General features: G+C 59.7%; 21 protein-coding genes. 15 read left to right on the top strand and 6 right to left on the bottom strand.

Translation table 11 applies throughout. The features are described 5' to 3' along the window. Positions 1-190: 190 nt before the first annotated feature. Positions 191-568 carry a T9SS type A sorting domain-containing protein gene (locus tag ASU33_RS05615; protein ID WP_160328138.1) on the top strand — a complete coding sequence of 126 codons (378 nt, stop codon included), beginning with the start codon at positions 191-193 and terminating at the stop codon, positions 566-568. 314 nt (positions 569-882) lie between these two features. Here the strand turns inward: ASU33_RS05615 and ASU33_RS05605 are convergent, their stop codons facing one another. Next, positions 883-1,989 carry a flavin-containing monooxygenase gene (locus ASU33_RS05605; protein WP_059069115.1) on the bottom strand — a complete coding sequence of 369 codons (1,107 nt, stop codon included), beginning with the start codon at positions 1,987-1,989 and terminating at the stop codon, positions 883-885. Between the two features lie 61 nt (positions 1,990-2,050). After that, positions 2,051-4,102, bottom strand: coding sequence for a GMC family oxidoreductase (locus ASU33_RS05600; protein WP_059069113.1), 2,052 nt, complete (start codon positions 4,100-4,102; stop codon positions 2,051-2,053). A gap of 353 nt (positions 4,103-4,455) precedes the next feature. On the opposite strand from ASU33_RS05600, the gene ASU33_RS05595 reads away from it, so the two are divergent. Beyond that, the gene (locus ASU33_RS05595; RefSeq protein ID WP_059069111.1) at positions 4,456-5,955 is read left to right on the top strand and encodes a DUF5723 family protein; all 1,500 of its coding nucleotides are present in this window, start codon (positions 4,456-4,458) and stop codon (positions 5,953-5,955) included. A gap of 85 nt (positions 5,956-6,040) precedes the next feature. Here ASU33_RS05595 and ASU33_RS05590 read toward each other — a convergent pair whose 3' ends face one another. Then, complete coding sequence (locus tag ASU33_RS05590) at positions 6,041-7,492, bottom strand: aldehyde dehydrogenase family protein (protein ID WP_078062901.1); 1,452 nt, start codon at positions 7,490-7,492, stop codon at positions 6,041-6,043. Positions 7,493-7,645: 153 nt separating this feature from the next. Here ASU33_RS05590 and ASU33_RS05585 point away from each other — a divergent pair, with 153 nt between their 5' ends. Further along, on the top strand, positions 7,646-8,176 hold the full coding sequence (locus ASU33_RS05585; protein WP_059069109.1) for a GNAT family N-acetyltransferase: 531 nt from the start codon (positions 7,646-7,648) through the stop codon (positions 8,174-8,176). A gap of 311 nt (positions 8,177-8,487) precedes the next feature. Beyond that, on the top strand, positions 8,488-9,831 hold the full coding sequence (locus tag ASU33_RS05580) for an alpha/beta hydrolase family protein (RefSeq protein WP_160328137.1): 1,344 nt from the start codon (positions 8,488-8,490) through the stop codon (positions 9,829-9,831). An 87-nt stretch (positions 9,832-9,918) separates the two neighbouring features. On the opposite strand, the gene ASU33_RS05575 is transcribed toward ASU33_RS05580, so the two are convergent. After that, positions 9,919-10,782: an SDR family oxidoreductase gene (locus ASU33_RS05575; protein ID WP_059069104.1), complete on the bottom strand. Its 864-nt coding sequence runs from the start codon at positions 10,780-10,782 to the stop codon at positions 9,919-9,921. A gap of 201 nt (positions 10,783-10,983) precedes the next feature. Between ASU33_RS05575 and ASU33_RS05570 the strand changes: the two genes are divergently transcribed. From ASU33_RS05570 to ASU33_RS05560, 3 genes are all read left to right on the top strand, one after another. Beyond that, entirely contained in the window at positions 10,984-11,793 is an 810-nt protein-coding gene (locus ASU33_RS05570) for an FkbM family methyltransferase (RefSeq protein WP_059069102.1), read from the top strand. Positions 11,794-11,968: 175 nt separating this feature from the next. Further along, positions 11,969-13,024, top strand: coding sequence for a hypothetical protein (locus ASU33_RS05565; protein ID WP_059069100.1), 1,056 nt, complete (start codon positions 11,969-11,971; stop codon positions 13,022-13,024). Between the two features lie 61 nt (positions 13,025-13,085). After that, positions 13,086-14,303 carry an MFS transporter gene (locus tag ASU33_RS05560; RefSeq protein WP_059069098.1) on the top strand — a complete coding sequence of 406 codons (1,218 nt, stop codon included), beginning with the start codon at positions 13,086-13,088 and terminating at the stop codon, positions 14,301-14,303. A gap of 90 nt (positions 14,304-14,393) precedes the next feature. On the opposite strand, the gene ASU33_RS05555 is transcribed toward ASU33_RS05560, so the two are convergent. Then, positions 14,394-15,062 carry a T-complex 10 C-terminal domain-containing protein gene (locus tag ASU33_RS05555; protein WP_059069095.1) on the bottom strand — a complete coding sequence of 223 codons (669 nt, stop codon included), beginning with the start codon at positions 15,060-15,062 and terminating at the stop codon, positions 14,394-14,396. A 121-nt stretch (positions 15,063-15,183) separates the two neighbouring features. Continuing rightward, entirely contained in the window at positions 15,184-16,845 is a 1,662-nt protein-coding gene (locus tag ASU33_RS05550) for a pectate lyase family protein (protein WP_286130416.1), read from the bottom strand. A 12-nt stretch (positions 16,846-16,857) separates the two neighbouring features. Between ASU33_RS05550 and ASU33_RS05545 the strand changes: the two genes are divergently transcribed. The 8 genes from ASU33_RS05545 to ASU33_RS05510 all read left to right on the top strand — a co-directional run bounded on the left by ASU33_RS05545 (position 16,858) and on the right by ASU33_RS05510 (position 24,307). Then, the gene (locus ASU33_RS05545) at positions 16,858-17,367 is read left to right on the top strand and encodes a GNAT family N-acetyltransferase (RefSeq protein WP_059069093.1); all 510 of its coding nucleotides are present in this window, start codon (positions 16,858-16,860) and stop codon (positions 17,365-17,367) included. Between the two features lie 96 nt (positions 17,368-17,463). Beyond that, positions 17,464-18,141, top strand: coding sequence for a head GIN domain-containing protein (locus ASU33_RS05540; RefSeq protein WP_078062899.1), 678 nt, complete (start codon positions 17,464-17,466; stop codon positions 18,139-18,141). Between the two features lie 148 nt (positions 18,142-18,289). Then, positions 18,290-19,561 carry a porin family protein gene (locus ASU33_RS05535; protein ID WP_059069089.1) on the top strand — a complete coding sequence of 424 codons (1,272 nt, stop codon included), beginning with the start codon at positions 18,290-18,292 and terminating at the stop codon, positions 19,559-19,561. A 186-nt stretch (positions 19,562-19,747) separates the two neighbouring features. After that, entirely contained in the window at positions 19,748-20,914 is a 1,167-nt protein-coding gene (locus ASU33_RS05530; protein WP_149867068.1) for a porin family protein, read from the top strand. Between the two features lie 138 nt (positions 20,915-21,052). Further along, positions 21,053-21,619: a pseudouridine synthase gene (locus ASU33_RS05525; RefSeq protein WP_059069085.1), complete on the top strand. Its 567-nt coding sequence runs from the start codon at positions 21,053-21,055 to the stop codon at positions 21,617-21,619. 48 nt (positions 21,620-21,667) lie between these two features. After that, on the top strand, positions 21,668-23,170 hold the full coding sequence (locus ASU33_RS05520; RefSeq protein WP_059069083.1) for a TPM domain-containing protein: 1,503 nt from the start codon (positions 21,668-21,670) through the stop codon (positions 23,168-23,170). A gap of 419 nt (positions 23,171-23,589) precedes the next feature. Next, positions 23,590-24,075, top strand: a complete 486-nt coding sequence (locus ASU33_RS05515; protein WP_059069082.1) for a cold-shock protein — start codon at positions 23,590-23,592, stop codon at positions 24,073-24,075. A 22-nt stretch (positions 24,076-24,097) separates the two neighbouring features. Further along, positions 24,098-24,307: an alkylphosphonate utilization protein gene (locus ASU33_RS05510; RefSeq protein WP_059069079.1), complete on the top strand. Its 210-nt coding sequence runs from the start codon at positions 24,098-24,100 to the stop codon at positions 24,305-24,307. Positions 24,308-24,393 lie beyond the last annotated feature (86 nt).

Raw genomic sequence — 24,393 nt, 5'->3', positions numbered from 1 at the left:
CAAAATGGGGAATTAGATCTAACGAAGACTGACGCTGTATTCGTATACGAACCTTCAAAAGGTACCTTATATTCCATATATTTTTTATAACCTATTTCAGAATAAGCCGTTACTTTTGTGGATGTTCCGTGCGCTGCGCCGCATCTGGCCACGATGTAGCGCGGGCACCCAGCCAGCATTACCCTTTTCTATGCCCCAACGTTTACTTTACGCTATACTGGTAACTGCTTTTAGCCTGTGCTGTTTGCAAAGCAGTTTACCGGCCGCCGCTGCCAAGCAGCAAGCGCCGGCCCGGGCAGTAGCGCCCTCCTCCGACGACAAGAACATCCTGGTGTACCCCAACCCCAGCTCGGATGTGGTATACGTGTCGTTTACCGGCTTCGAAGGCCGCAAAACGGAGTTGCGCCTGCTCAATGTCATTGGCACCGTGGTGTACCGCGAAACCATTACCGAACTCAACAACCGCTTTACGCGCCGCCTCGATCTGAGCCGGTTCGCCAGCGGTTTGTATTACGTCAAAATCGACTCGGATAACACCAGCGTGATGCGCAAGTTGGTAATTCGCTAACTATTGGCTTTTGCATGCAGCGGCCGTTGCCCTACCGAAGGAGCAACGGCCGCTGCGTTTTTAGCACCTACTGCTTATGCGGGTGCGGCAAAAAAAAAGCCCTTCGGCGGAAACCGAAGGGCTGATGAGACAAACGTGGAAGACAATGTTAGCGGCGGGCGCGAACTGGCACTGGCTGGAGCTGAGGGGTACGGCCACCCAGAACACGGTCCAGAAGCGCAGCCAATTTATCAGCAAGCGAATTCAGCGTCATGGAAGAGTACAAGTAAGTGGAAAGCCTACATACCAAATTACGCAGCTTTAACTAATTCAGACTACGCTGGGGTTCCTTTTTTTTGCCAAACTACAATTTCGCTGTCCAGAAGGGCCTTTACTACCCGGCGAGCGTCGGGCCCTACGCCGCCCATCAGCGCCGAGCCGCGGCTATCGAGCCAGGGTAAACCTAAAAAAGCCAAGCCCGGTACGGGGCTAATGCCCCGATAGTGCAACGGAACTCCTTGCGCATCAAGCACTGGCAGATCGAGCCAATGGTAATTGGGTCGAAAACCGGTGGCCCAAATTACGGCTTGCAACGGTGGCGTACGGCCCGCATCGGCCAGCAAAGCCGCGCCTTCGGCTTGGCGGGCACGGCCAACCCAGTGCACATTGCCGAAGCTCCGAAGGCGGCGCAAGTCGCCGGCTACCACGGGCTCGGGCTGGCGGTGCATCCAGGCGCCGAGTAAGCCATGCCGCGAAAATCCTAAGATCCCGAAGGTTTTCAGCAGCAGCCACATCAGGCTGTTGTTGGGCATAGTGGGCGTTTTGGTGTCGTAGGCGGCGTATACCGGCCGGCCGGTAGCGGCTATATCGGCCGCTATTTGCAAGGCCGAATTGCCGCTGCCCACTACGGCCACCGGGCCCGTGCCCGGCAACTGCTCGGGCGCCTGGTACTGGCTGCTGTGCAGTTGCTGCACCTCGGCACCTAGGGCGCTGGCCCAAGCCGGCACGTGCGCCGACTCGAAGCCGCCGGTGCACACGATTACGCGCTTAGCCAGGTAGCGCGCACCCGCCTGGGTGTGCACCTCGAAGCCGCTGTCATCGGCGGCGCTTACGCGCACCACGCGCTGCCCTAGGTGCACCTCGAAGTTGAAGTAGTTGGCATAGAGCCGCAGGTATTGCGCGGCTTCGTCTTTGGTGGGGTAATGAAAGGCGGGGCCGGGCCATTTCAGCCCAGGCAAGGCATTCACCCACACCGGCGAAAACAGCTTAAGCGAGGCGTAGCGCGAGGTCCAGACCTGCCCAACTTCGCTGGCCTGCTCAACCACGATGCACGGCACGCCGGCTTGCTTTAGGTAATAAGCCGCCGCCAGGCCAGCCTGCCCGGCACCGATAATTAAAGTATTGGTGCGGTACTCGCCTTCGGCAGAAACAATAAAGGGCATAGCAAAGGCGCGGCACCAATTGATACCGCGCCACAAAGAAACAATTACCGGCCAGGTATGCTTAGCCGGCTGCTGTAGCCGCCGTAGCCGGGCGCGTGGCCGTGGCTAAATCGGCTTTGAGGTGCTGCGCCGTATGGTGCGCCAAGGCCATAATGGTGAGCATGGGATTGACGCCGCTGCACGCCGGGAAAGCCGAACCATCGGCCACGTACAACCCCTTGGCCTCAAACAGCTCGCCCGTGGGGCTGGTGGGGTGCGTGGCGCGGTTGCCCCCCATGCGGCAGGTGCTCATCTGGTGGGCGCTGTAGAGGTTAAAGCGGTTGGGACTCCAATCGAGGCGGGGCAGCGCATCGAGCACCTCGCGGTTTTGAATTTGACCTTCGTGCGCGTGCAGTGTGGGCAGCGTACCATGCGGCAGGTACACCGTGCGGGCACCCGCGGCGGCGTGGATTTCGGCGGCCGTGCGCACGCCGGCCAGCAGGCTGTTGCGGTCGAAGGCGCTCAGGCGGTAGCTGATAAGCGGCTGGCCGCGCTTATCGATGCGCACCTGGCCGCTGTCCCGGTCGCGGGTGAGGACAATGAACGAGCCTAGGTGCGCGGCCTCCTGCATAATGCGCTTGTGCTGCTCGCCCGAGAGCCACGGCAGCGTCATGGCCATCAGCCCTAGGTGTGCGGGCGGCGTTTCGATTTTAGCACCAAAGTTGGAGCCATTAAGCCGGGCGCAGCTGTCGTTTACTACCGACATGCTCGGGCCAAACCACGCCTCTATCAGCTGCGGATACACGCCCGATACCGCCACCGTGGGGTGCAGGTGCAGGTGCTGCCCTAGGTGCGGGTGGCGTAAGCCGCTGCGCAGCAGCAAAGCCGGCGTTTGGATGGAGCCCCCGGCCACTACCACGCGCTCGGCCCGAATGCGCACCCGCACGGTGCGCTGGTCGGCAGTGGTGTGCACGGCTTCGGCGCCGGTGGCGCGGCCGGCCTCCAAGGTAATGTGCTCCACGCGGGTATCGGGCAGCAGTCGGGCGCCGTGCTCGGCGGCGGTTTTGAGGTAGGTGTTAAGCGTACCTTGCTTAATGCCGTACCGGTCGCCGAAGGTGCTGAAGCCCAAACCGCGGAAGTGCAGATCGGAATCGTCGAGGCCTTTTTCGTTGCGCGGAATCAGGTGTACCTCCTGACCTAGGCGCCGCGAGCCCTCGAGCAAGGCTTGGTTCTGGCCGTTGTGGCGCACGTAGTCGGTGTTCACGCTCAGGGCCGCTGCCACCGCATCGAGGCTTTGCCGGAACGAGGCCTGGGTAAAGTGTGGGGCCTGATGCTCGCGCGCCCACTCATCCAAAATGTAGTCGGGAGTGCGGAAGGAGCCGGCCCAGTTGACGGTGGTGCCGCCACCCAGGCACGAGCCGGCCAGCAGCGTTACGCCGCCATCGGTGGTACTGAGGGTGCCGCGTGCGTCGTAGAGGTGACCAATCATGTCGGCTTCGCGCTGCGTGAAGTCGCAGCCGTGGCAGTACGGGCCTTTGTCGAGCACCAGCACATCGTGGCCAGCGGCGGCCAGCTCGCCGGCCACCACGCCGCCGCCGGCGCCGCTGCCAATCACCAGCACCTCGCAGGAATAGGTAACCTCCGCCGCGTCGGGGTGCAGGGTTTGCAGCGGCCTAGGGGTATCTACCAGCCCATCGGAAAAAGCCAGCGGGCCGGGGTAGCCCAGCTCTTGCCAGTTGAAATTGGGCGCCTCGGGCGCCGAGCCGCCGTAGTACAGAAACATTACCAGCTTGCGCAAGGCCTGAAACCCTTGCCGCAGCGGCGGCAGGCTGTTCTGGCTCCAGCGCTGCAGCAGCTTTTCGCGTTGGGCGGCATCGAGCGCTACAAAGGGTTTCAGCGGCCCGCCCCAGCTCAGTCCCAGCAAGCGACTACCTAGCAAATCGAGCAACTGCCCAAACTGTTGCTGCGCGGCTTGCGGCTGGGCCTCAATGGCGGCTTGCAGCAGCTCGAGGCGTACGCCTTCGGCGCCGTGGTGCTGCCAGAAAGCGGCGTGCTCGGCGTGGCCCGGCAAGCTCGGAATAAAGGCATCGGCCAGCGCGGCCAGGGTGTGGCGTTGCTCAGCGGAGAAATCCATGCAACAAGTAATTAAGCAGGCAAAACAGGCTCACGTTTCTTCCCGGTAACAAGCTGCGGCAGCAGGCGCGTGGCTTACTGCTAAATACAAATTTTTTGGGATATACTCGGCATGCCGAGCTTTTAAAATCGGCTGAAAGCAACAGTTGTAGCGGCAGTGGAAATTGTTGAGCTTGGGTTTGCAGCCAAGCCACGGCCGGCTCTACCTTTGATGCGACCTAATCTGCGCGGGCAAAACTGTTGGTTTACGCAGCTTATGCAAATAGGTTTTATGGCTGCAGCTTCTCCATTGACAGCCAGCACCTTGCCTCCGCTACTCTACTCGCCTATCGGCTACACCTTTTACTGCAACCCGTGAATTTGCTTGCCCCTCGCCTGCTCGGCGGTGCGCTGCTGCTATTGCTCCCCGAGCTGGCAGCGGCTCAGTCGTCGTTTAACGTTTCGCGTTCCAACTACAGCGGCCTAGGCGGCGCTGTCTGGAACCCCGCCACCCTGGCCGACAACCGCTACAAGCTTCAGCTGAAACTGATTGGGGTGGATGTGCACGCCACCAACACGGCCTACCGCTACAGCGGCGACTGGAACCTGCTGAGCCGCGATGTGCCGCTCGAGTTCAACAACCGCACCCTCGAGCCGCGCCCAACCGACAAGCCCAAGCTGTTTAGCGTGGGCATGAATATGCGCGGGCCGGGCCTGCTGGTGCGCCTGAACGAGCGCAACTCGGTGGCGGTTAGCAGCCGCGTGCGGGTAGCGTTTCAGGGCAACCGGGTGTCGCCGGTGCTCTTGCAAAACGCCGTCGACGAGTTCAAGACCAAAGCCCGCTTCGACAACAACGTTTTCAACCTGAACCTGAATGCCTTTGCCGAATGGAACGCCTCGTACGCGCGGGTAGTGTTCGACGAAGGACCGCACTTCCTGAAGGCGGGCATCACGGCCAAGCGCCTGCTCGGGGTGGCCTCGGCTTACCTGCAAAGCCGCGACCTGGACTACGAAGTGGTAACCCGCACGGCCGCTACCGGCGACTCTACCCTGCGCGTGCACAACCTCGACGGCGCCTTCGGCTACTCCAACGCCGATGCCTTCGAGGACTTTGACACGGGCACGGCGCGTCACTGGCTTGCGCCCAGCAATGCCCCCGGCAGCGGCTGGGGCGCCGACCTAGGCGTGGTGTACGAGTACCGCCCCGACGACCCCGCACAGTACCGCTACGTGGATAAGAAGGGCGTAACGCGCACCGACCACTCGCGCAGCAAGTACCTGTACCGCGTATCGGTGGCCCTTACCGACCTAGGCTCCATCCGGTACAACGATGCCGTGGCTTACAACAACATCAAAGCCAAAAACCTGGGCGTAAGCGAAAGCGACATCGAAGGCATCGACGAGGATAACTTCGACGAGCGGTTTGAGCGTGTATTGCAAACCAGCCGCTACCGCAAAGAAACCAGCTTTGGCGCGGCACTGCCCACTGCCCTGAACATTGATGTGGATTACCGCATGGTGCCGCGCGTGTACCTGAACGCGGCCATCAGCCAAAGCCTGCGCGGTACGTACGCGGCCGGCATGCGCCACTTCTCGTTTGCCTCGGTGGCCCCGCGCCTCGAAATGAAGTGGCTGGAAGTGGCTACGCCCATAGCGCTCATCAACAACTACCAAACGCTCACTTACGGCCTCAACCTGCGCCTAGGTCCACTGAGCGTGGGCTCGAACGATTTGGGCGGGCTGCTCAGCTCGAAGCCCTACGGCACCAACGTGTACGCGGAGCTGTCGCTGCTTTCGCTCACCAACAAGCGCCCCAAAAACAAGAAGCCGAAAGCCGGCAAGCCCGTGCCCTCGGCCACGCCGGCGCACATCTAATTACCAGCTTAAGTGCCAGCCCTGCGCCCCGCTGCTGCCCACCTAGGGCTGGCGGCGGGGCGCAGTTGCGTTGTGCAGTAAGGCGCTACAAGAACTTCAGCAGCCAACCCACCATTTTGTGCACGCGCTCGGTGTAGGGCGGGTAAAACATCTTGATGCCTGTTTTGCCCACGCGCTGCTGCAGCACGGCTTTTTCGTTGGAGAAAGCCACAAAGCCATAGTGCCCGTGCGCCCGGCCAATGCCGCTGTTGCCGAAGCCGCCAAACGGCAGCTCGGGATGCCCTAGGTGCACGATGGTGTCGTTAACGCAGGCACCGCCGGCCGGCACGTGGCCGAGCAGGTAGCGCTGGTTTTCGGCGTTGCGCGTGAACACGTACATGGCCAGCGGGTGCGGCCGGGCGTTGATGAAATCGACGGCCTCCATGAGGTTGCTGAAGGTTTGCACGGGCAGCAACGGGCCAAAGATTTCCTCTTGCATCACGGCGCTGTCGGAAGGGGCGTTGAGCAGCACGGTGGGCTCGATAAAGCACTGCGCGTGGTCGACACTGCCGCCCACGGCAATGGTGGCGCCGCGCTGCTGGGCATCTTCGAGCAGGCGGGCCAAGCGCCGGAAGTGGTTGCCGTTGACGATGCGGGCAAACGAATCGGACTGCGCTACGCCCCGGCCCTGGGCATCGTAGAAGCGGTTGAGCACCTGCCGGATTTCTTTTACCAGCTGATCTTTCACGCGCTCGTGCACCAGCAGGTAATCGGGCGCCACGCAGGTTTGGCCGGCGTTGATGCACTTGCCCCACACGAGCTTCTCGGCGGCGTCGCGCAGGTCGGCGGTATCGTCGATTACGGCCGGCGACTTGCCGCCCAGCTCCAGGGTTACGCTGGCGAGATGCTCGGCGGCAGCGCGCATCACAATTTTGCCTACCTGCGGGCTGCCCGTGAAGAAAATATGATCGAAGGGCAGTTGCAGCAACGCCGTAGCCACGTCTTTGTCGCCCTCTACCGCGCTTACCTCGGCCGGGTCGAACACCTCCGTTACCAAGCGTGCGATGAGTGCCGCCACGCCCGGCGTAATTTCCGAAGGCTTAACGATGCAGCAGTTGCCCGCCGCCAGCGCCGACACCAGCGGCCCGATGGCCAGGTAAAAGGGGTAGTTCCAAGGTGCCATAACCAAGCACACGCCCTTGGGCTCGTACTGCACCCACGAGGTAGTGCCCAGCAAAGCCAGCGGCGTGCCTACGCGCCGGGGGCGCATCCACTGCCGCAGGTGCTTGATGGCGTGGCGAATTTCGGCTTGGGTGGCATAAATTTCGGTTACGTCGGTTTCGGTGGCGGGCTTGCGGAAGTCGTGGTACAAGGCCGCCCGGATGTCGTCGCGGTGTTGCGTAATCCAGTCGTGCAGGCGCTGTAAACGCCGGATGCGCTCGGCGGCCGATTCGCGCCGCAGGGCTTCGCTGCGGCCTTTTTGCAGGCTGAACAAGTGCTGCAGGGCAGCAGCATCGGGCGCAGTAGTGGCCGGGGCGGGCGCTACGGAAACGGACATAGTAGATGGGACAGCAATGGGGTGTGGCTAAGATAACGTGCACTTAGCACTGCGGAGTTGCGCTCGTTTATGCCAGCCAAGTTGCCGCGACTGGCGTATTCACGGTTCGCTACGCGTATCTTGGGTAAGCAACCCGCCTTACATTGCTATATTATGGATACTACCTTGTTGCTGCAAGGCGAAATAGTAACGCTGCGGCCGTTAACGCCCGCCGATAAGGAGCTGTTTTACCAATGGGCTGTGCGCTCCGATGCGACGCCGTTCATTTTCGGCTCCGACCAAAGCGCCCGAGTACCTACCTGGGAAGAGCTGTTTGGCGACTACCTGCCGCACTACTTTGATAGCTCGGCGCCCAACTTAGGGCAGTCGTTTGGCATCGAGGTAAACGGGCAGCCAATCGGCCAAATCAACTACAACGAAATTGATTCGCTCGACAACTCCACCGAGCTCGACATCTGGATTGCCTCCAACACCGACACCGGCCGTGGCTACGGCACCGACGCCCTGAATACGTTGGTGGAGTACCTCTTCGAGCAACTTGGCGTGGAGGTGTGCACCATTGTGCCGGCGGCCTCCAACACCCGCGCCATCCGCACTTACGAAAAGGCTGGGTTCAAGCTCGCTCGCGAGGTGGTGCACAACCAAGTTCGTTGGCTGCATATGGATCGCCGGCGCACCACCTAGGGCCGCTTGCCAAAGCGGTTAGCTACGGCGCTACAGATGCTAAAGTTTTGAACAAAGTTATCCACATAATGTGAATTAGTCATTATTAATACTTATTATCAACGACTTACAACCAGCAAACAACCTATCTATTTAGTTATTCACACCCGGTTTATAATCTAAAGCTTCATTCACTCCTTTCTTAAAAGTGGCTATTACCAACAGGCCTGCCGCACCTAGGCGAATAACCAACCTATTGGTGCAACCGATTAATATCAACGTGCTACTATGTTTTGCGCAGCCCGCGGTTAATGGCTTCGCTTGGCATAGCTATGCGTTTTTTATCCTGCACTCTGGCGGCTGCCCTGTTGGTTGGCGCTGCTATTAGCTCATTGGCCCAGTCGCTACCTAGGCGCGCTTTTGTGGGCATCAACCTGCGACCCATCACCGACAGCATTCAGCACGCTCGAAAATTGCCCGGCAAAAACGGCATTCTGGTCACGGGCGTGCGGCCGCAGTCGTCGGCCGAGGCCGCCAAGCTGCAAGCCAACGATGTGGTGCTACGCCTCGACGACCAAGAGGTGCGCGATGTGCCGCATTTCGTAGGCTTGCTGAAGCAGTACAAGGTGGGCGACAAGAGCACGCTCACGCTGCTGCGCAACGGCAAAACGATGCGGCAACGCCTCGTGTTCATACCCTACCCCACCGAAACCAGTCCGCGCTACACCGTGGAGTACGGCTCGGTACACGCCGGCCCCAACCACCTGCGCACCCTGGTTACGCGCCCCGTCGGCGTAAGCAAGCAGGCCAAAGTGCCCCTGGTGCTGATTATCCAGGGCGTGGGCTGCTACTCCATCGATAACCCGCTTATCCCCGATGATGTAACGCGCCGCATGGTTGACTCGCTGAGCCGCCACGGCTACGCTACCATGCGCGTCGACAAAACCGGCATGGGCGACAGCCAAGGCACGCCGTGCCAGGAGTCGACTTTTCGGATGGAAGCCGATGGCTACAAGGCCGGCCTGGCAGCCATTCAGAAGCTGGCGTGGGTCGATCAGCACAACATCTTTCTGACGGGTTTTAGCATCGGCGGCATCCTGGCACCGCTGGTGGCCGAGGGCGCCCCCATCAAAGGCATCGTAACCTGGGGCACTGCCAGCCGCACGTTTATCGAATACCTGCTGCAGAACAAGCGCTACCAGAGCGAGCTGGCCGGTATGCCCTACGATCAACTCAACCGCCAGCAGCAGCTGTACGCGGCCGTGCTGCACCTGCTGCTCACCGAAAAGCAAACGCCCGCGCAGGTACTGGCCAAGTACCCCAACGCCGGCGACTTGCTGCGCTTTCCGCAACACTACACCTACATGCAGCAGTGGCAGGACGCTAACTTGGCCGAGGCTTGGAAGAAGCTTGACACCAACGTGCTGGTACTGCGCGGCGAGGCCGATTTTATTTCCTACAACGAGGACCAGCAGCTTATCGTGGACATTGTAAACCGCGAGCATCCGGGCCGCGCCACCTTTCAGCTGCTGCCGAACGTCGACCACGGCTTTACGCGCGCCCGCACGCCGCTCGAGAGCATGCAGCTCGGCGAAGCGCCTAATCCCGAAAAGAATTTCGAGTTCATGAACGTGATTGTGCGCTGGCTCGATGACAAACAGAAGCAGCGCACCTAGCCCTAGGTGCCAGCTTGGGCTACTACGCAAACAGCCCCGGCTTCTACTAAAGCCGGGGCTGTTTGCTGTTTCAAGGAACCCGAGAACCTAGGTGTTCAGGATTTCGCCGCCGTTGGGGTGCAAGGCTTGCCCGGTGATGTACGAGGCGTCGTCGGAAGCCAAGAACACGTAGCAGGGACCCACCTCCGAAGGTTGGCCGGGACGCTTCATGGTGGTATCCTGCCCAAACTTGGCCACCTTTTCGGGCGGGAACGAGGCCGGGATAAGCGGCGTCCAGATGGGGCCGGGCGCTACCGAGTTCACCCGGATTTTCTTCTCGGCCAGCTGCTGCGCCATGGAGCGCGTAAAGGCCGTAATGGCGCCTTTGGTTGAGGTGTAATCGACCAGTTGCTGGTTGCCGCGGTAGGCGTTGATGCTCGAGGTGTTGATGATGTTGTCGCCCTCCTGCATGTGCTTGAGCGCGGCGCGCGTTACGCGCACAAACGAGAAGAAGTTGACCTGAAAGGTGTCTTCCCACTGCTCGTCGTCAACTTCCGTCAAATCTTGGCTCACGAACTGCTCGGCGGCGTTGTTCACCAAAATATTGAGGCGGCCAAGCTCCTGCACCGTTCGGTCGACGAGGTCCTCACAGAACTGCCGGTCGCGCAAGTCGCCAGGAATGGTGATGCAACGACGCCCTTCCTGCTCCACAAGCTGGCGGGTTTCGTGCGCGTCCTCTTCTTCGTTGGGTAGGTAGGTGATGACAACATCGGCGCCTTCGCGGGCGAAGTGCACGGCAATGGAACGGCCGATGCCCGAGTCGCCGCCCGTAATCAGGGCGACTTTGCCCTTCAGCTTATCGCTGCCTTTATAGCCTTCGCGGATGTACTCCGGTTTCGGCGTCATTTCTTGCTCAATGCCGGGCTGCTGCTCCTGCTTTTGCGGTGGCAGCTGCGTGGGTTTGTTTTCCATAGCGCGTGGGAGTGAGTAGCTGAGCCCAAACAAACGCGCCGTACGAACAAGGGTTATGGTTGAGGCGCAGCAACAAACGAGCGGCGCTCCTGGCCCCAGCAGGCTCTTACCAACACTGCCAATATTGATAATTAAGCGTGTCCGAGTTGCATTGCTGCTAGGCTTTCCTGTATTTCAACGCCTTCACCAACCCGTCAACCGATGCAAGTTGAGAAGGTAATTAAGATCCGCTGGCTGCTTTACTGGGTAGGGAAGTTGGGTTACCTACGCAACAAACACGCTTTGCGCGATTTGCAATTGCTCGAGGAAGGTCGCTTTTGGCTGTATAATGTAGATGGCTTCTTCATTGCCTCCGAAGGTTTCAGCTGGTACTTGACAAAGGAATACCTGATTGATAAGGTTAACCGGATTAGCTGCCGCTATTACCAACTCCGCCAGGGCAACACGGTAGTCGACATCGGTGCCGGGCTGGGCGAGGAGTCCTCCATTTACAGCGAGCTGGTTGGTACAGCGGGCCGCATTTATTCCATCGAGGCTAATCCGAAGGTTTACAAGTGCCTTACGCAAGTTGTAAAGCACAACAAACTGGCCAACGTAACCGCTTACAATGTTGCAGTTAACGCCGCAAACACCACTGTTGAAATTGAAGACAACCCGGCCAACTACTTAGGCTCTACCCTCAACGGCCACGACAAAACCACCAGCTACCAAGTGGAGGGCGTAACGCTGGAAACCTTCTGCCAGCGGCACAACATCACTACCATCGATTTTCTGAAGGTTAACATTGAGGGCGCCGAACGCTTTCTAGCCGGTGCGTTCCAGAGCCCGACGTTGCGGATCCGAAACGTAGCCATTTCCTGCCACGATTTCCGGTACCCCGAGAACTACAACGAGTTCTTTGTCACCAAAGAAATTGTAACTAACTACCTCACGGCCGCCGGCTACACCATACAGCAGCAACACACCGGCGAGGGGTACATCGACGATTGGGTGTACGGCACCAAAAGCTAGCCTAGGTTGCCGACCGCTGCAGCTCTCTGCATCAGAACTTAACGCGCATCGGCGACTGTTGGCAGCTACGGTAGTGGGCTTTTCGTCTGCTGTGCTCCCAACTCCAATACTGGTGTTCTCACTTACCCTAAAAGCACCGGGCCGGGTACTGCTATCTGCGCTCTGCTTACTTCTTTTGAGCTCCGAGCAATCGGCTCCTACAGCTGCCATTGCCCCACTGGCGCTGCGTACCGAGCAGTTGCCGCTCGAGCCGTCGGGTTTCTATGTTGCGCAGGTGATTGATGAGCGGAAGGATCAGAAGGCCGTAGCCTATCTGCTGCCGGCTACGGATAAGCCCGCTCAACCAGTAGACTTGCAAGGTGGAGGCGCCGTTGCGCTCCGGCGGTTTATTCAGCAGGGCGTTAAGCGCAACGGGGCATTACGCCCCGTAACGGTGCGGGTGCGCGAGTGCCGTGTTACCGAAACGCCCGTGAGCGGTACCAATTGGCTGATCGATGGCAAAGTGGCCGTACACCTGGCGTTTGAGTGGCAACGCAACGGCAAAACCATTCCGCTGACCAGCTACCAAGGCGGGGCGCGCTACCGCCGCACTACCAAGCAGCTCAACATAATTGAGCCTACGCTACGCCAGAGCCTTACCGATGCACTTGGCAACTTCAACAATTGGATAGGCCAAGCGGCACGCTACGACGAAAAGCTGGCCACGGGCCTGCGCATTACGGCCATCGACCACTCCGACAACGCCGACGCCGACACGCTGTTTTACACCCCGAACCGGCCGCTTACCTACTCCGATTTTCGGGCCCAGCCCCGCACCGACGGCGGCCGTTACGGCGGCGCGGTGTTCCCTAGCTTTTCGTACCAAGGCAGTGCTAAGCTCGAAGGCGGCAAAGTGCACGTAACCGTTACCACCAAAGTGTTTGTGGTGCGCAGTTCCTCGTGGCTGGCACCCAGCAACCACGATGCCTACACCCTCAACCACGAGCAGCGGCATTTCGATTTGGTGAAGCTGGTGGCCGAGCGCTTCAAACACAAGCTCAGCCCCGACAGCATGCACCTTGACAACTTCAACGCGCGCATGCAGTTTCAGTACCTGCAATCGTGGTGGGAAATGAACCGCCTGCAGGAGCAGTACGACGGCGAAACCGGCGGCGGGGTGAACACGGCGGCCCAAGAACGCTGGAACCAGCGCATCGATGCCGAGCTGCGCGCGTTTAAGGTGAAGCAATAACGACCCGCCGGCTGCTGTCTAGCTTTACGGAGGCACCACCTAGGGCTTCGCGTTTCAACCAATGGGCATCGATTCGGCAGGGGCCAGCACCGCCACGCGGGCGCGGGTGGCCACCACCTTGTTTTTCCTGATTTCGGGTTTTGGCTTCTCTACCTGGGCATCGCGCATTCCTACCGTTCAGCGCCACCTAGGGCTTAGCGAGGCGGAGCTGGGCTCGGTGTTATTGGCTTTGCCCGCTGGCCTGATGCTGACGCTGCCCGTTACGGGCATGTTGCTGCAGCGCTTCAGCAGCCGGCAAATTATGCTGCTGGGTGCGGTGCTGTTCAATGTTGCCCTAGGCCTGTTGGGGTTTGCGGCGCACACCTGGCAGCTGGTGGTGCTGCTGTTTTGCTTTGGCTCGTCGCGCAACTTGCTCAATATCTCCGTCAACGCGCAGTCGGTAGGCGTGCAAGCGCTGTACCCGCGTTCCATTATTGCCACGTTTCATGGCATGTGGAGCGTAGCGGGCTTTGTGGCCGCTGCCCTAGGTGCCTGGCTGCTGAGCCGCCACGTGCCCACGGGCTACCACTTTGCCGGCGTGGGGTTGGTGCTGACGGGGCTGGCGCTGGCGTTCTTCCCGGGTACGTTGCGCATACCGCCCGCGCAAGGCTCCGGAGCGCGCTCCGGCTTTGTGCTGCCCGATAAAATCTTGCTGCGCTTCGGGCTGATGGCGTTTACCTCCATGGCCTGCGAGGGCACTATGTACGACTGGAGCGCCATTTACTTCAGCAAAGCTGCGCACGCACCGCCGCGGCTTGCCACCGTAGGCTTCGCCATTTACATGATTGCCATGACGCTGGGCCGGTTTATGGGCGACTATCTCGTCAACCGTTTTGGTACGCGGCCCATGCTGCGCACCAGCGGTTTGCTGATGACGAGCGGCCTGTTGCTAGCGGCGCTATGGCCGGTACCTGTTGCAGCCGGGGTCGGGTTTGTAATGGTTGGCTTTGGGGTTTCGTGCGTGGTGCCGCTGGTATTTGGCATGGCCGGCCGCTCGGCTACGCTCAGCAGCGGCTCGGCCATTGCGGCCGTGTCAACGGTGGGGTACTTTGGCTTCCTGATTGTGCCGCCGGTAGTAGGCTTTGTGGCGGAGGCCGCTGGCTTGCGTTGGTCGTTTGCTTTGATGTCCGGTCTCGGCTTGGCGCTCGTGTGGCTTGTATCGGCGGGGCCAGATGCCAAGGAGCAACCGGAGGCGCAGCTTGCCAAGCTGGCTGAGCCCGGCAACCCGACACAGCCCTAGGTTGTGGCCAGTTGCTCCGCACAAACAGCAGCGCCCACCCCGCGGAGCAGAGGTGGGCGCTGAACAGTAATTGGTGTTTAGAAGCGCAGGTTAGTTTTTCACTTTCACCTCGCCGTCGTCGGCGTCGCGCTTTACTTTGGTACCGTTGGCGTACTCCACCTTACGGTCGCCATCCTTATCGATTTTCACCGTAGTGCCGTTCGAGTACATGATTTTCACCTCGCCGTTCTCGTTTTCATACTTCACGATGCGAGGCCGGCGCCGGCGAGCCGGGCGCGTGGTGGTTTCGGTGGTAGTAGTGCTCGTAACGGTGGTGCTAGCGCCCTCCGTGTTCGAGCCCGAGCCGTAATAGCGGGTGCGGTTGGTTTCGTAGGTGCGGTACTGCGCGTCGTCGCTCAAAATGGTGCGCACCTCCGTGTCGGTATCGGTATCGATTTGGCGCGTGGCAGCGTAGCGGCCTGCGGTGTCGGTTTCGTACTGCGCGTCCAGGTCGCCGATGCGTTGCGCACGCGTGTAGTAGGTGTTGCGGAAGCGGCGCACTTTGGCTGTATCACTAATGCCTAGGTCGGCGGCAACTTGGTCGGCGGTGCGGTTGGCTTGGTCCTGGTAAATGGTCAGGTCGGCATCGTCGTCGACTACTACGGCCGTATCGGCCGAGGGCGTAGCGGCTGCATCCACCGCAGCGGGCTTATCGCGGTTACAGGCCGTGCTCAGCGCCAACGTAGCAGCACTGGCAAACAGCAATAGGGTATTTTTCATGGTGAGGGGAGGAGAGCGTTGAGTAGAAAGCCGGGCCACAGCAGGGCCCACGGCAGCTGTACGGCTGAGGTTGCCGCACTGTTGCAGTTACATCTGCTCGCCCCGATATTGTCGCCTCACCCTAGCGTTTCGTTTGGCGCAGGGGCTTGCTGGGCGCGGCTTCGGCGGGCGCGCCTGCCAAACTATTGAGGTAGTTTTCGAGCATGGTGTAGCCGTTGGCGCCCACGCTGCTGCGGTCGGTGGCATCGGTGGGGTTCAGGCCTTGGCTGGTTTCCCACGCATCGGGCATGCCGTCGTGGTCGGTGTCGGCGGGGGCAGGTGCCGCCTTCAGCTCCGACCACGCCCGTTGCGACACACGGTAGGGTGTGCCGTGTGGGTAGCCGCCCTGCACGTCAATGATGCGGCCGGTGCGCTGGCGCACATCGCGCATAATGCGCTCATCCAGGGTGTCGCGCCGCGGCCGAATGGCGCCCGCGCCCTGTAGCACGGCCTCGTATGCCTCCTCGGCCGTTTGGGTTGTTTGGGTACCTAGGGCAAACGGCGCATCGGCTTTGGCCAGCGTGCGGCTGGCGGCGGTGCCACCCTGCATATCCACAGCAGCCCAGTTGTCGCGGGTGTGGGCGGGGCTGCCGTCCACGTAGTTGCCGGCCACGTAGTATTTGCCGTAGGGCAGCGTTTCCGATTTGTAGGGGTTCAGCACCCGAAAACGCACCGCGGGCTTGGTGCTAGGGCCATACTTGTAGTAGTTGCCCACAATGTTGTAGTTGCCGCCCTCGCCGCCGTACACGTTGTTTTCGCCCCAGTTGTAGAACACGTTGTTGCGCAAATCAGCGTTTTCCCAGCCGGCGGTTTTGGCGTGGCGGCTGCCGTTGAAGCGCGGTGTGCGCGAGTTGCAGTGCGCTACCAGGTTGTGATGAAACGAAGCCGTGCGGCCGCCCCAGATGCCGCCGTACCCGTGGCGCTCAAAATCTTTGTCGCCCTTCTCGAAGTGGTAGGAATAGTCCAGCGGCTCGCTGATGAGGTTCCATTGCAACGTAAGCGAGTCGCCGTTGTAAAACGAGAAGGCCTCGTCGGTACTCCAGCTCATGGAGCAGTGGTCGATAATGATGTTCTTCTTGCCGAAGCCGCCGCCGAACGCATCGTCGCCGCCGGCCCCTTCCACAAACCCCTGGTTCTGGTTTTTGTCGCCCATCCGAAAGCGCACAAAGCGCACGATTACGTTGTCGGCCCGCACGCTCACGGGGTAATCGGCCAGGCAAATACCGTCGCCGGGCGCTGTTTGGCCGGCAATGGTGGTGTTGGGCTTGTTGATGTTGAGGGGCGAAGCCAAGTGAATGGTACCCGAAACGCGAAACACCACCGTGCGCGCCGTTGCCGGCGCCGCAAGGGCGTGCCGCAACGTGCCGGGCTGTCCGTCGTCGAGCAGGCTGGTTACCTCGAACACGGTAGTGGGCGCTGCCGCGGCACCGCGCCCACCCGAAGTAAACTGCCCCGCGCCCTCGGCACCCGGAAAAGCTAATTGCTGCGCGCTGGCTGCTGTGCTCAGCAATGCTGCTATACCTAGGGCTTGGCCCGTGGCAATCAGTTTAAGCCCAAAGCGGTGATGAGTTTGCTGCAAGGAGGTCAGAAGTAACGGGTTGGATACGGCCTGCACGGCGCGCGTGGCTAGCTTGCTGATATTACCGAATACCTTGCCGGAGTTGCCGCGGTAAGTGGCATTTATTTGCGCAATCGTTGTCGGCAACGTTGCCACCCAATCGGCGCTGCACGCTGCCTCTTCCATCCTTCTCAGTCCATGGCTTCAGCCGATGCATTTACCAAGTTTCCGGAGCTGCGTACCGCCGATTTGCGGCTGCGCGCCGTAACAGCTGCCGACCTCGACGCGGTGCGCCCCATCACGTTCTACGATGGCCAACCGGCTGCCACTTTGGCCCAAACCGAGCGCATGCTAGCGCGCATCGACGAGGACTACCGCAACCGCCAGAGCATTCACTGGGCCGTAGCCCTGGCCAGCTCCAACGAGCTGGTTGGCACCTGCGGTTTTTACCGCGGCTTTGCCGATGCCTGCGGTGAAATCGGCTACGTGCTTCGCCCCGAGTTCCGCGGCCAAGGCCTGATGACGCAAGCCGTGCTGGCGGCATGCGCCTTCGGCTTCGAGGAGTTGCAGCTGCGGCAGATCGACGCGTACACCGAGCCCGACAACGCTGCTTCGCAGCGGCTGCTTGCCCGGGTGGGCTTTGCCCCCATTGCCTCCGATGTACCCGACTTGCTCCGATACGCGCTGCTACCCTCGGGCAGCCGCTAAGCACCTAGGCTCCGAAGAAAAGTTTGGCAGCGAGGCAACGGCCTGCCGCACCCTGGCATCTAGCACATTGTCAAACCAAACTACCTCCGTTGCCCTATGCGTACCTCAACTTTCTTCCGGACTCTGGCCGTTGCGGCCCTTGTAGTATCTGCACAGGCTGCGGCCATGGCCCAAGGCCAACTGCGGCAAGTGGGCGCGTTTCAGCAGGTAAAAGCCAGCGGCGCCGTAAACGTGGTGCTGCGCCAGGCTGCTACCCAGGAGGTACGCGTCGAAGCTACGCCCGATGTACAAGCCCGCGTGCGCACCGTGGTCGAAAACGGTACCCTGCGCATTTACCGCGAATCGGGCAAAGGTTGGTCGTCGATGAACTGGGGCAAGGAGGATAAGGTAACCGTGTATGTTACGGCCCCTACCCTCACGGGCGTCGAGGTAAGCGGCGCCAGCGACTTAAAAGGCAGTTCGCCCATACAAGCCGATAAGTTCAGCATTCGGGTAAGCGGAGCCAGCGACGTAACGCTCCAACTCAACGCCCAAAGCCTGTCGGCCACGGCCAGCGGCGCCAGCGACATTCGCCTCACGGGCCGCGTAGCGCAGCAGCAGGTGCAAGTAAGCGGCAGCAGTGATTACCGTGCCTACGAGTTGCAAAGCCAGAATGCCATTGTGCAGGCCTCGGGCGCCAGCGACGCCTACGTGTACGTTGACGGCGACCTGAAAGCCCACAGCTCTGGCGCCAGCGACGTACATTATAAAGGCCGCGCCCGGGTGGGGCGGTAGGCCGAATATTGCGGCCTAGAGCATGTAGAAACAGCCGAACTAATCCTGCTTTTCCGCTTGGTTGATTAATCGTTACCGCGGCTCCTCCTGCACCTAGGAAGCAGGAAGAGTCGCGGTATATCTTTGTGGCTGGTTTACCATCATTTCTATGAAAAACAGCTATTCAGTAGCAGTTCTGTTTGCTCTTGCGAGTTTATCAACAAGCGTAGCTCGGGCCCAATCCGATTACCACCCGGGCTATATCGTTACCCAACAAGGCGACACGGTACGTGGCCAAATCGATTTTCAGGATTGGCGCAAAAACCCGGAGTCGGTTACCTTCCGGTCTTCTGAGGGTGCTAACGCTACCAACTACGCTCCCGCGCAAATCAGGGCATTCGGTACGTCTGGCAACGTGTTCACCAGTGCTTATGTGCAGGTAGAAACCTCGCCCCGCGCACTGTCCAGCCTTACCACTGCGCCCGAGTTCCTGCTTCGTCAGGATACTGTATTTGTCAGAACGCTCATCGAAGGCCCCAAAAGCCTGCATAGCTTCGTCGACGACAACGACAACGAGCACTTTTATTTCCGCAACAACGAGGCTCTCGAACTGCTGCGGTACAAAAAATTCTTGCGGTATATCGGCAACTCCAAAACCGTGGTGCCGGTCGAGAATTACAAGGGGCAGCTTGCGGCATACCTAGGCGATTTTCCTGGCGCCGAAACAAGCCTTGCCTCGGCCGACTACACCCGCTCGCGCCTCGGAAAGCTTTATGCTGGTTACTACAAGCAGCATGATGCGCAGCCCACGTACCGGTTTAAGGGGCAGCATACCATCACCGAGTTTGGCGTGGTTGCGGGCGGCACCTTGTCGCGCCTCGAGTTCAGTAGCTCGTCTGATGCGTTCAATTACCTAACCAAAAATCCGTTTAAAACCTCGGCTGGGGTTTCGGGTGGTTTGTTCCTCAACTTCGTGCCGCCCTCGAAGAGGCGGCGCCTCTCGTTCGTGAACGAACTGCTGTTTAGCTCTTACAAGTTTAGCAGCCAGTACCGCGAATACCGTAACGAAGACACTTATACCGATACCAACTTTACGCTGGCCGCTGGTTACCTTAAGCTCAACAACCTCATGCGCTATAGCTACGGCCGCGGCAATACCCGTGTATTCCTGAACGCCGGTATTTCCAATGGCCTCATGATCAGCCAAGAAAACACCCGCACGGATGTTTCGCGCTTTTTTAACACAGTGCGCACCACCAACGGCAAAGCTCTGGATGATGTGCGCCCCTACGAACAAAGCTTGGTTTTTGGGTTTGGTGGCCGGCTATCGAGGTTTTCGGCGGAGGCAAGGCACGAAATAGGCAACGGCATGTCGTATACCGTATCGTTACGCTCCATCACAACCCGCACGTACATTCTGGCGAGCTTTTACCTGAAATAGCCGTTCCTGGGTTTGTAGTGCTAAACCTCAGCCCCGACCAAACGCATCAGGTTATTTCACCGGATGCCTTTATCTCTTTACAAAGCCCACTCAATGATTAAGCTATTTACCTACAGCTTATTAACAATTTTTACAGGTTTAATACCTGCATCAGCTTTTGGACAAAAAAATTACCAACCGGGCTTTGTGGTAAATACACAAGGCGACACCATCCGGGGCGAAATTGATTATAAAGGGTGGGACAGAAATCCCAAGTCTATTTTCTTCAGGGCTAGCGGCAACGAAAGCGCCACCTCTTACGGCACAGGCCAGCTCAAAACCTTTAAAGTGTTAAATGAAGTGTACGAAAGCGCCTACGTGCGCGTAGAAGAATCGCCGACAACCACAGCCAACCTGTCCAGTTCCTCGGCTTTCAAGTACCGGCAGGATTCCACCTTTGTGCGCTTGTTGATTGAAGGCCCAAAAAACCTGTATAGGTACCTGGATGCTGTCGGCAAAGAGCACTTTTTTATTCGGAAGGGTGCCGAGCTTGAATTGCTGCTGTTTAAGAAATACCAGAAGGACTGGCAGTCGTACGAAGTCACTCCGTACAAAGAACAGCTCGAAGCTTACCTGTCAGATTGCCCCATCATCAAGCGCGACATCAGCGCTCTGCCATACCGCCGCGAGAGTTTTGTGCGGCTGTTCTCAACCTATTACAAGTGCACCAACGCCCAACCAGAATCCACGCTCACCAGCGACCGAGCAGCTGTTGAGTTTGGGGTGCTGGCCGGCGCTACCAATACCAAATTGCGCTTTACGGGTGCAACCAGCGACTTTCCGTACCTCACCCAAACGAATTATGCTCCGTCCGCTAGCCCAACCGGCGGCTTGTTTCTGAACGTGGTCCTTCCGCGCCGCAACCGGCATTGGTCAATTGCAAATGAACTGTTGTATACCTCTTTTGAGACGCAAGGATTTTACACTAAATTGTTGGGGACAAATTACTACACCAACACCCGCATCGAGCTCGGCTACGCGCATGTTAAGTTGAATAATATGCTGCGTTACAGCCTGCCCCTTGGCAAAGCGGTGTTGTTTGCAAAAGCCGGGGTAGCCACGGGATTTGTAATTAAGGAACGAAATTTTCGCGAGGATATTACCTACTTCAATTCCTCGAGCCGCACCACTACCGAGCAGGCCTTTACAGCAGTTCGCTCGGTTGAGCCGGGCTTGGCGTTGGGCGCTGGGGGGCGATTCGGCAAGTTTTCGGGCGAGCTGCGATACGAAACCGGCCGCGGCGTTTCGAACAGCGAGTTCTTTACCTCCACCACTACCCGAACGTACTTTCTGATTGGGTACTTCATAAAATAAACCGTAGGTCGGGGTAGCTCTGCTGCTCCCGCCACCCCGACCTAGGGCAACCGGTTAGCTTCCGAACTAAGGCCTTTGGATAATGGCGCTTTTTGGTAGCACCGCCGGACCTTTGCCGTTGCGAAGCCCCAACTGCTCATGCCCCACCAGCACTTTATTCTGCACAAGCCCTTTGGCTACCTCAGCCAGTTCGTAACCGATGCCAAGAAGAAGCGTCTGTTGGGCGAACTGTACCCTTTTCCGGCGGGCACCATGGCCATTGGCCGCCTCGACGAAGACAGCGAAGGCCTGCTGCTGCTGACCACCGACGGCCGCGTGAGCGAGCAAATCCGGAACGGCGGCGTGGAGAAGGAATACTACGCGCAGGTGGATGGCCTGATTACCGACGAAGCCTTAGCGTCCCTCGAGCAAGGAGTAGAAATTGGCGTGCGCGACGTGAAGTACCAAACCACTACCTGCCGCGCCCGCCGCTTGCCCGAGCCGCCCAACCTGCCCCCCAGGGCCAAGCGCATCCGCGACGAACGCCATGGCCCCACCAGTTGGGTAAGCGTCACCCTCACCGAGGGCAAGTTTCGGCAGGTGCGCAAAATGACGGCCGCCGTGGGCTTCCCCACATTACGCCTGGTGCGCGTGCGCATTGGCCAGCTGCACTTGCTCGATCTGGCGCCCGGTGCCGTGCAAGAAGTAGCCGAACTGACCACCTAGGCCCGAGCGGGCGCAGCGCGTACCTTAGCCGCGTTACCGCCCCGCGCCATGCTCAGTCGCTACGTATACCTCTGCCTTTGCACCCTGGCGCTGCTGTGTGCCCCCGCCTGCGACTCGGCCGACCCGGCTACCACGCCCAGCCCCGCGGCAGATTACCGGCAGCGCATTCCGAACCCCAAAACCCTAGGTGAAAGCTACGTCAGCGACGCCGACAGCATACTGGCTCCGGCCACGGTAGCCAACCTCAACAACGTACTGCGCAGCCTCGACCAAAGCGGCCGAGCGCACATTGATGTGGTGCTGGCCCGCAGCATTGGCGAGGCGGTGCCCAAAACCGCCGCCACCGAGCTATTCAACCGCTGGCAAATAGGCGACAAAGAGAAAGACAACGGCTTGCTGATGCTGCTGGTGCTCGACCAAAGGCGCGTGGAGTTCGAAACCGGCTACGGCCTCGAAGCCGAGCTGCCCGATGTGGTGTGTTACCGCATTCAGCAGCGCTACATGCTGCCCTACCTGCGCGCCGAGCAGTACGATGCGGCTGTGCAGCAAGGCGTTTCGGCCGTTATGCGGCAGCTGGCCACCGGCACTACCGATGAACCGGGCAGCGCCGCCACTGCCGATTCGGTTGCAGGCGCCGATGTGCCTACCGAAGAGCATGGGCCCGCAATCGTAGATGAAGTTGGCAGCGCCGACGGGGCTTCGTTTGTCTGGCATGCCCTAGGTAGTTTGCTCGTCGGCATGGCAGGCATCTTGTTCTACAGCTTCACCTGGCACACCACTACCAAGGGCAGCCGCTACCGCAATGCTTCGTCCACGGTAATGTTGTTTCCGTTTGGGCTGATATTGCTGGGGTTCTTCAGCGCCATACCGGTGTGGGCGCTGGCCGCCGCGGCGTACGTGCCGTTGCTGTTGTACCTGCTGAGCTACCTGCGCCGCGTGGGCCGGGAATTTGCCGTTCAGCAAAATGGCCTGAGCCGGCATCAGCAATACCAGCTTCTGCAGCGCACGCACCACGGGTTGGGTTTTAGCGCTTATTTGTTTGCATTGCCGCTGTACTGGTACTGGCAGCGGCACCGGCAGCACCTGCAGCAGTTGCGCGAGGCTCCTTACGCCTGCCCGCACTGCCAGCGTCCCATGCAGCGCCTTGCCGAAACCGCCGATGACGCGCACCTGCAGCCCGGCCAGCGCACCGAAGAAACCCTAGCATCCGTCGATTACGACGTATGGCGCTGCGAGCCGTGCCAGCACACGCTGGTGCTCGATTACCACAACCCCGCTACCGAAGCCAAACCCTGCCCCAAGTGCCACTACCGCACCTTCCTCGACGAAGGCCAGCAAGTAGTGGAGCACGCCACGCGCTACGCACCGGGCTGGGGGTGGGAGCTGGCCCGCTGCCGCCACTGCGGCCACGAGCAAAAGGAACGCTACACCATTGCCCAGCTCAGCAGCTCGTCGTCGGGTGGCTCGTCGTTCTCGTCGTCCTCGTCAGGCAGCAGTTCATCGAGCAGCGGCGGGTCGTCGGGTGGCGGCGGGGCAGGCAGCAGTTGGTAGCGCCATAGGTCGAAAGAGCCTGCTCCTGCCCTACTGGCCTGAGCGAGCTTTGCTAGTTACCGCTAACCCTAGGTACCAAGCAGCAGGTACCTACCCAGGGGCTGCGCTTGGTTCAGCTCCGTGCGGTTCTTTCGCATTAGGCTGCTGCAGCCCGAGCATTTGGCACTGAGCAACAATGCCTTTATTTCTATCGGCCGCTCCTTCAAATCCAGCTGCTGGCGTACTTCACAAAAAGTAGCGTTGGCGGTGGCCGTAGCAGATGCGGCGCGGAAGTTGTAGCGACGCCGCACAACCCCTTTTAATGGCTTTCATCTAGGCGCACCCGCGCCGTGGCCTTTTGCGTACCTTTGCTTAGGGCCGCTCATTGGTTTGAGCTTATGGTTTCTTGGAACCAGCCGGAAATAACATCAAGCATTACTATGAGCAGAGGGCAAGGCAGCTTCGGCAAACGCGAAAACGAAAAGAAACGCGCCAGCAAACAGAAGCAAAAAGAAGAACGCAAGCAAGAACGCCAGGCCGGCGCCAAAAAAGGCCAGAGCCTGGAGGACATGATGGCTTACGTCGACGAGTTCGGCAACATCACCAACACCCCGCCCGACCCCAACCGGAAGCGCGAAGAAATTGACGTGAACAGCATCCGCCTGGGCGCTGCGCCGGTAGAGGAAGAAAACCCCGAAGACAAGCTGCGCACCGGCGTGGTATCGTTCTTCAACGAGTCGAAGGGTTTTGGCTTCATCAAGGACAAGAAAACCCAGGAGAGCATTTTTGTGCACGCCAGCGGTTTGGTTAACCCCATCAAAGAGGGCGACGCCGTAACCTTCGAAATCGAGAACGGGCACAAAGGTCCGCAGGCCGTTTCGGTACGCACGGGCGGCGGTGCGCAACCAGCTCAACCTACCGCTTAAGCCCGGGTTCCACCTTCTCTCAATGGACACCAAGGACAGCAACGGTAACGTGCTCATCGACGGCGACTCGGTAACGCTGATCAAGGACCTGAAAGTGAAAAGCTCGTCGCAAACGCTGAAGCGCGGCACGCTGGTAAAGAACATTCGCCTGACCAACAGCCCCGCGGAGGTTGAAGGTCGAGCGGGTGGCTCGATGATGGTACTGCGCACCGAGTTTCTGAAGAAAGCCTAAGCCTGGTTGCCCAACCCGCTACCTACACCTAGGAGGCCCCGCGGCCTCCTTTTTGTTTTGGCGGCCGGGCCGCGGCGCATTGGGCA

Source organism: Solirubrum puertoriconensis (genome assembly GCF_001483135.1).
Classification (GTDB): domain Bacteria; phylum Bacteroidota; class Bacteroidia; order Cytophagales; family Hymenobacteraceae; genus Solirubrum; species Solirubrum puertoriconensis.
This window is presented reverse-complemented; position numbering and strand designations above follow the sequence as displayed.

Coding starts and splice junctions, on each gene's coding strand:
- ASU33_RS05615 (WP_160328138.1), top strand. CDS start 191: ATGCCCCAACGTTTACTTTACGCTATACTGGTAACTGCTTTTAGCCTG.
- ASU33_RS05605 (WP_059069115.1), bottom strand. CDS start 1,989: ATGCCCTTTATTGTTTCTGCCGAAGGCGAGTACCGCACCAATACTTTA.
- ASU33_RS05600 (WP_059069113.1), bottom strand. CDS start 4,102: ATGGATTTCTCCGCTGAGCAACGCCACACCCTGGCCGCGCTGGCCGAT.
- ASU33_RS05590 (WP_078062901.1), bottom strand. CDS start 7,492: ATGTCCGTTTCCGTAGCGCCCGCCCCGGCCACTACTGCGCCCGATGCT.
- ASU33_RS05585 (WP_059069109.1), top strand. CDS start 7,646: ATGGATACTACCTTGTTGCTGCAAGGCGAAATAGTAACGCTGCGGCCG.
- ASU33_RS05580 (WP_160328137.1), top strand. CDS start 8,488: ATGCGTTTTTTATCCTGCACTCTGGCGGCTGCCCTGTTGGTTGGCGCT.
- ASU33_RS05575 (WP_059069104.1), bottom strand. CDS start 10,782: ATGGAAAACAAACCCACGCAGCTGCCACCGCAAAAGCAGGAGCAGCAG.
- ASU33_RS05570 (WP_059069102.1), top strand. CDS start 10,984: ATGCAAGTTGAGAAGGTAATTAAGATCCGCTGGCTGCTTTACTGGGTA.
- ASU33_RS05560 (WP_059069098.1), top strand. CDS start 13,086: ATGGGCATCGATTCGGCAGGGGCCAGCACCGCCACGCGGGCGCGGGTG.
- ASU33_RS05555 (WP_059069095.1), bottom strand. CDS start 15,062: ATGAAAAATACCCTATTGCTGTTTGCCAGTGCTGCTACGTTGGCGCTG.
- ASU33_RS05550 (WP_286130416.1), bottom strand. CDS start 16,845: ATGGAAGAGGCAGCGTGCAGCGCCGATTGGGTGGCAACGTTGCCGACA.
- ASU33_RS05545 (WP_059069093.1), top strand. CDS start 16,858: ATGGCTTCAGCCGATGCATTTACCAAGTTTCCGGAGCTGCGTACCGCC.
- ASU33_RS05540 (WP_078062899.1), top strand. CDS start 17,464: ATGCGTACCTCAACTTTCTTCCGGACTCTGGCCGTTGCGGCCCTTGTA.
- ASU33_RS05535 (WP_059069089.1), top strand. CDS start 18,290: ATGAAAAACAGCTATTCAGTAGCAGTTCTGTTTGCTCTTGCGAGTTTA.
- ASU33_RS05525 (WP_059069085.1), top strand. CDS start 21,053: ATGCCCCACCAGCACTTTATTCTGCACAAGCCCTTTGGCTACCTCAGC.
- ASU33_RS05520 (WP_059069083.1), top strand. CDS start 21,668: ATGCTCAGTCGCTACGTATACCTCTGCCTTTGCACCCTGGCGCTGCTG.
- ASU33_RS05515 (WP_059069082.1), top strand. CDS start 23,590: ATGAGCAGAGGGCAAGGCAGCTTCGGCAAACGCGAAAACGAAAAGAAA.
- ASU33_RS05510 (WP_059069079.1), top strand. CDS start 24,098: ATGGACACCAAGGACAGCAACGGTAACGTGCTCATCGACGGCGACTCG.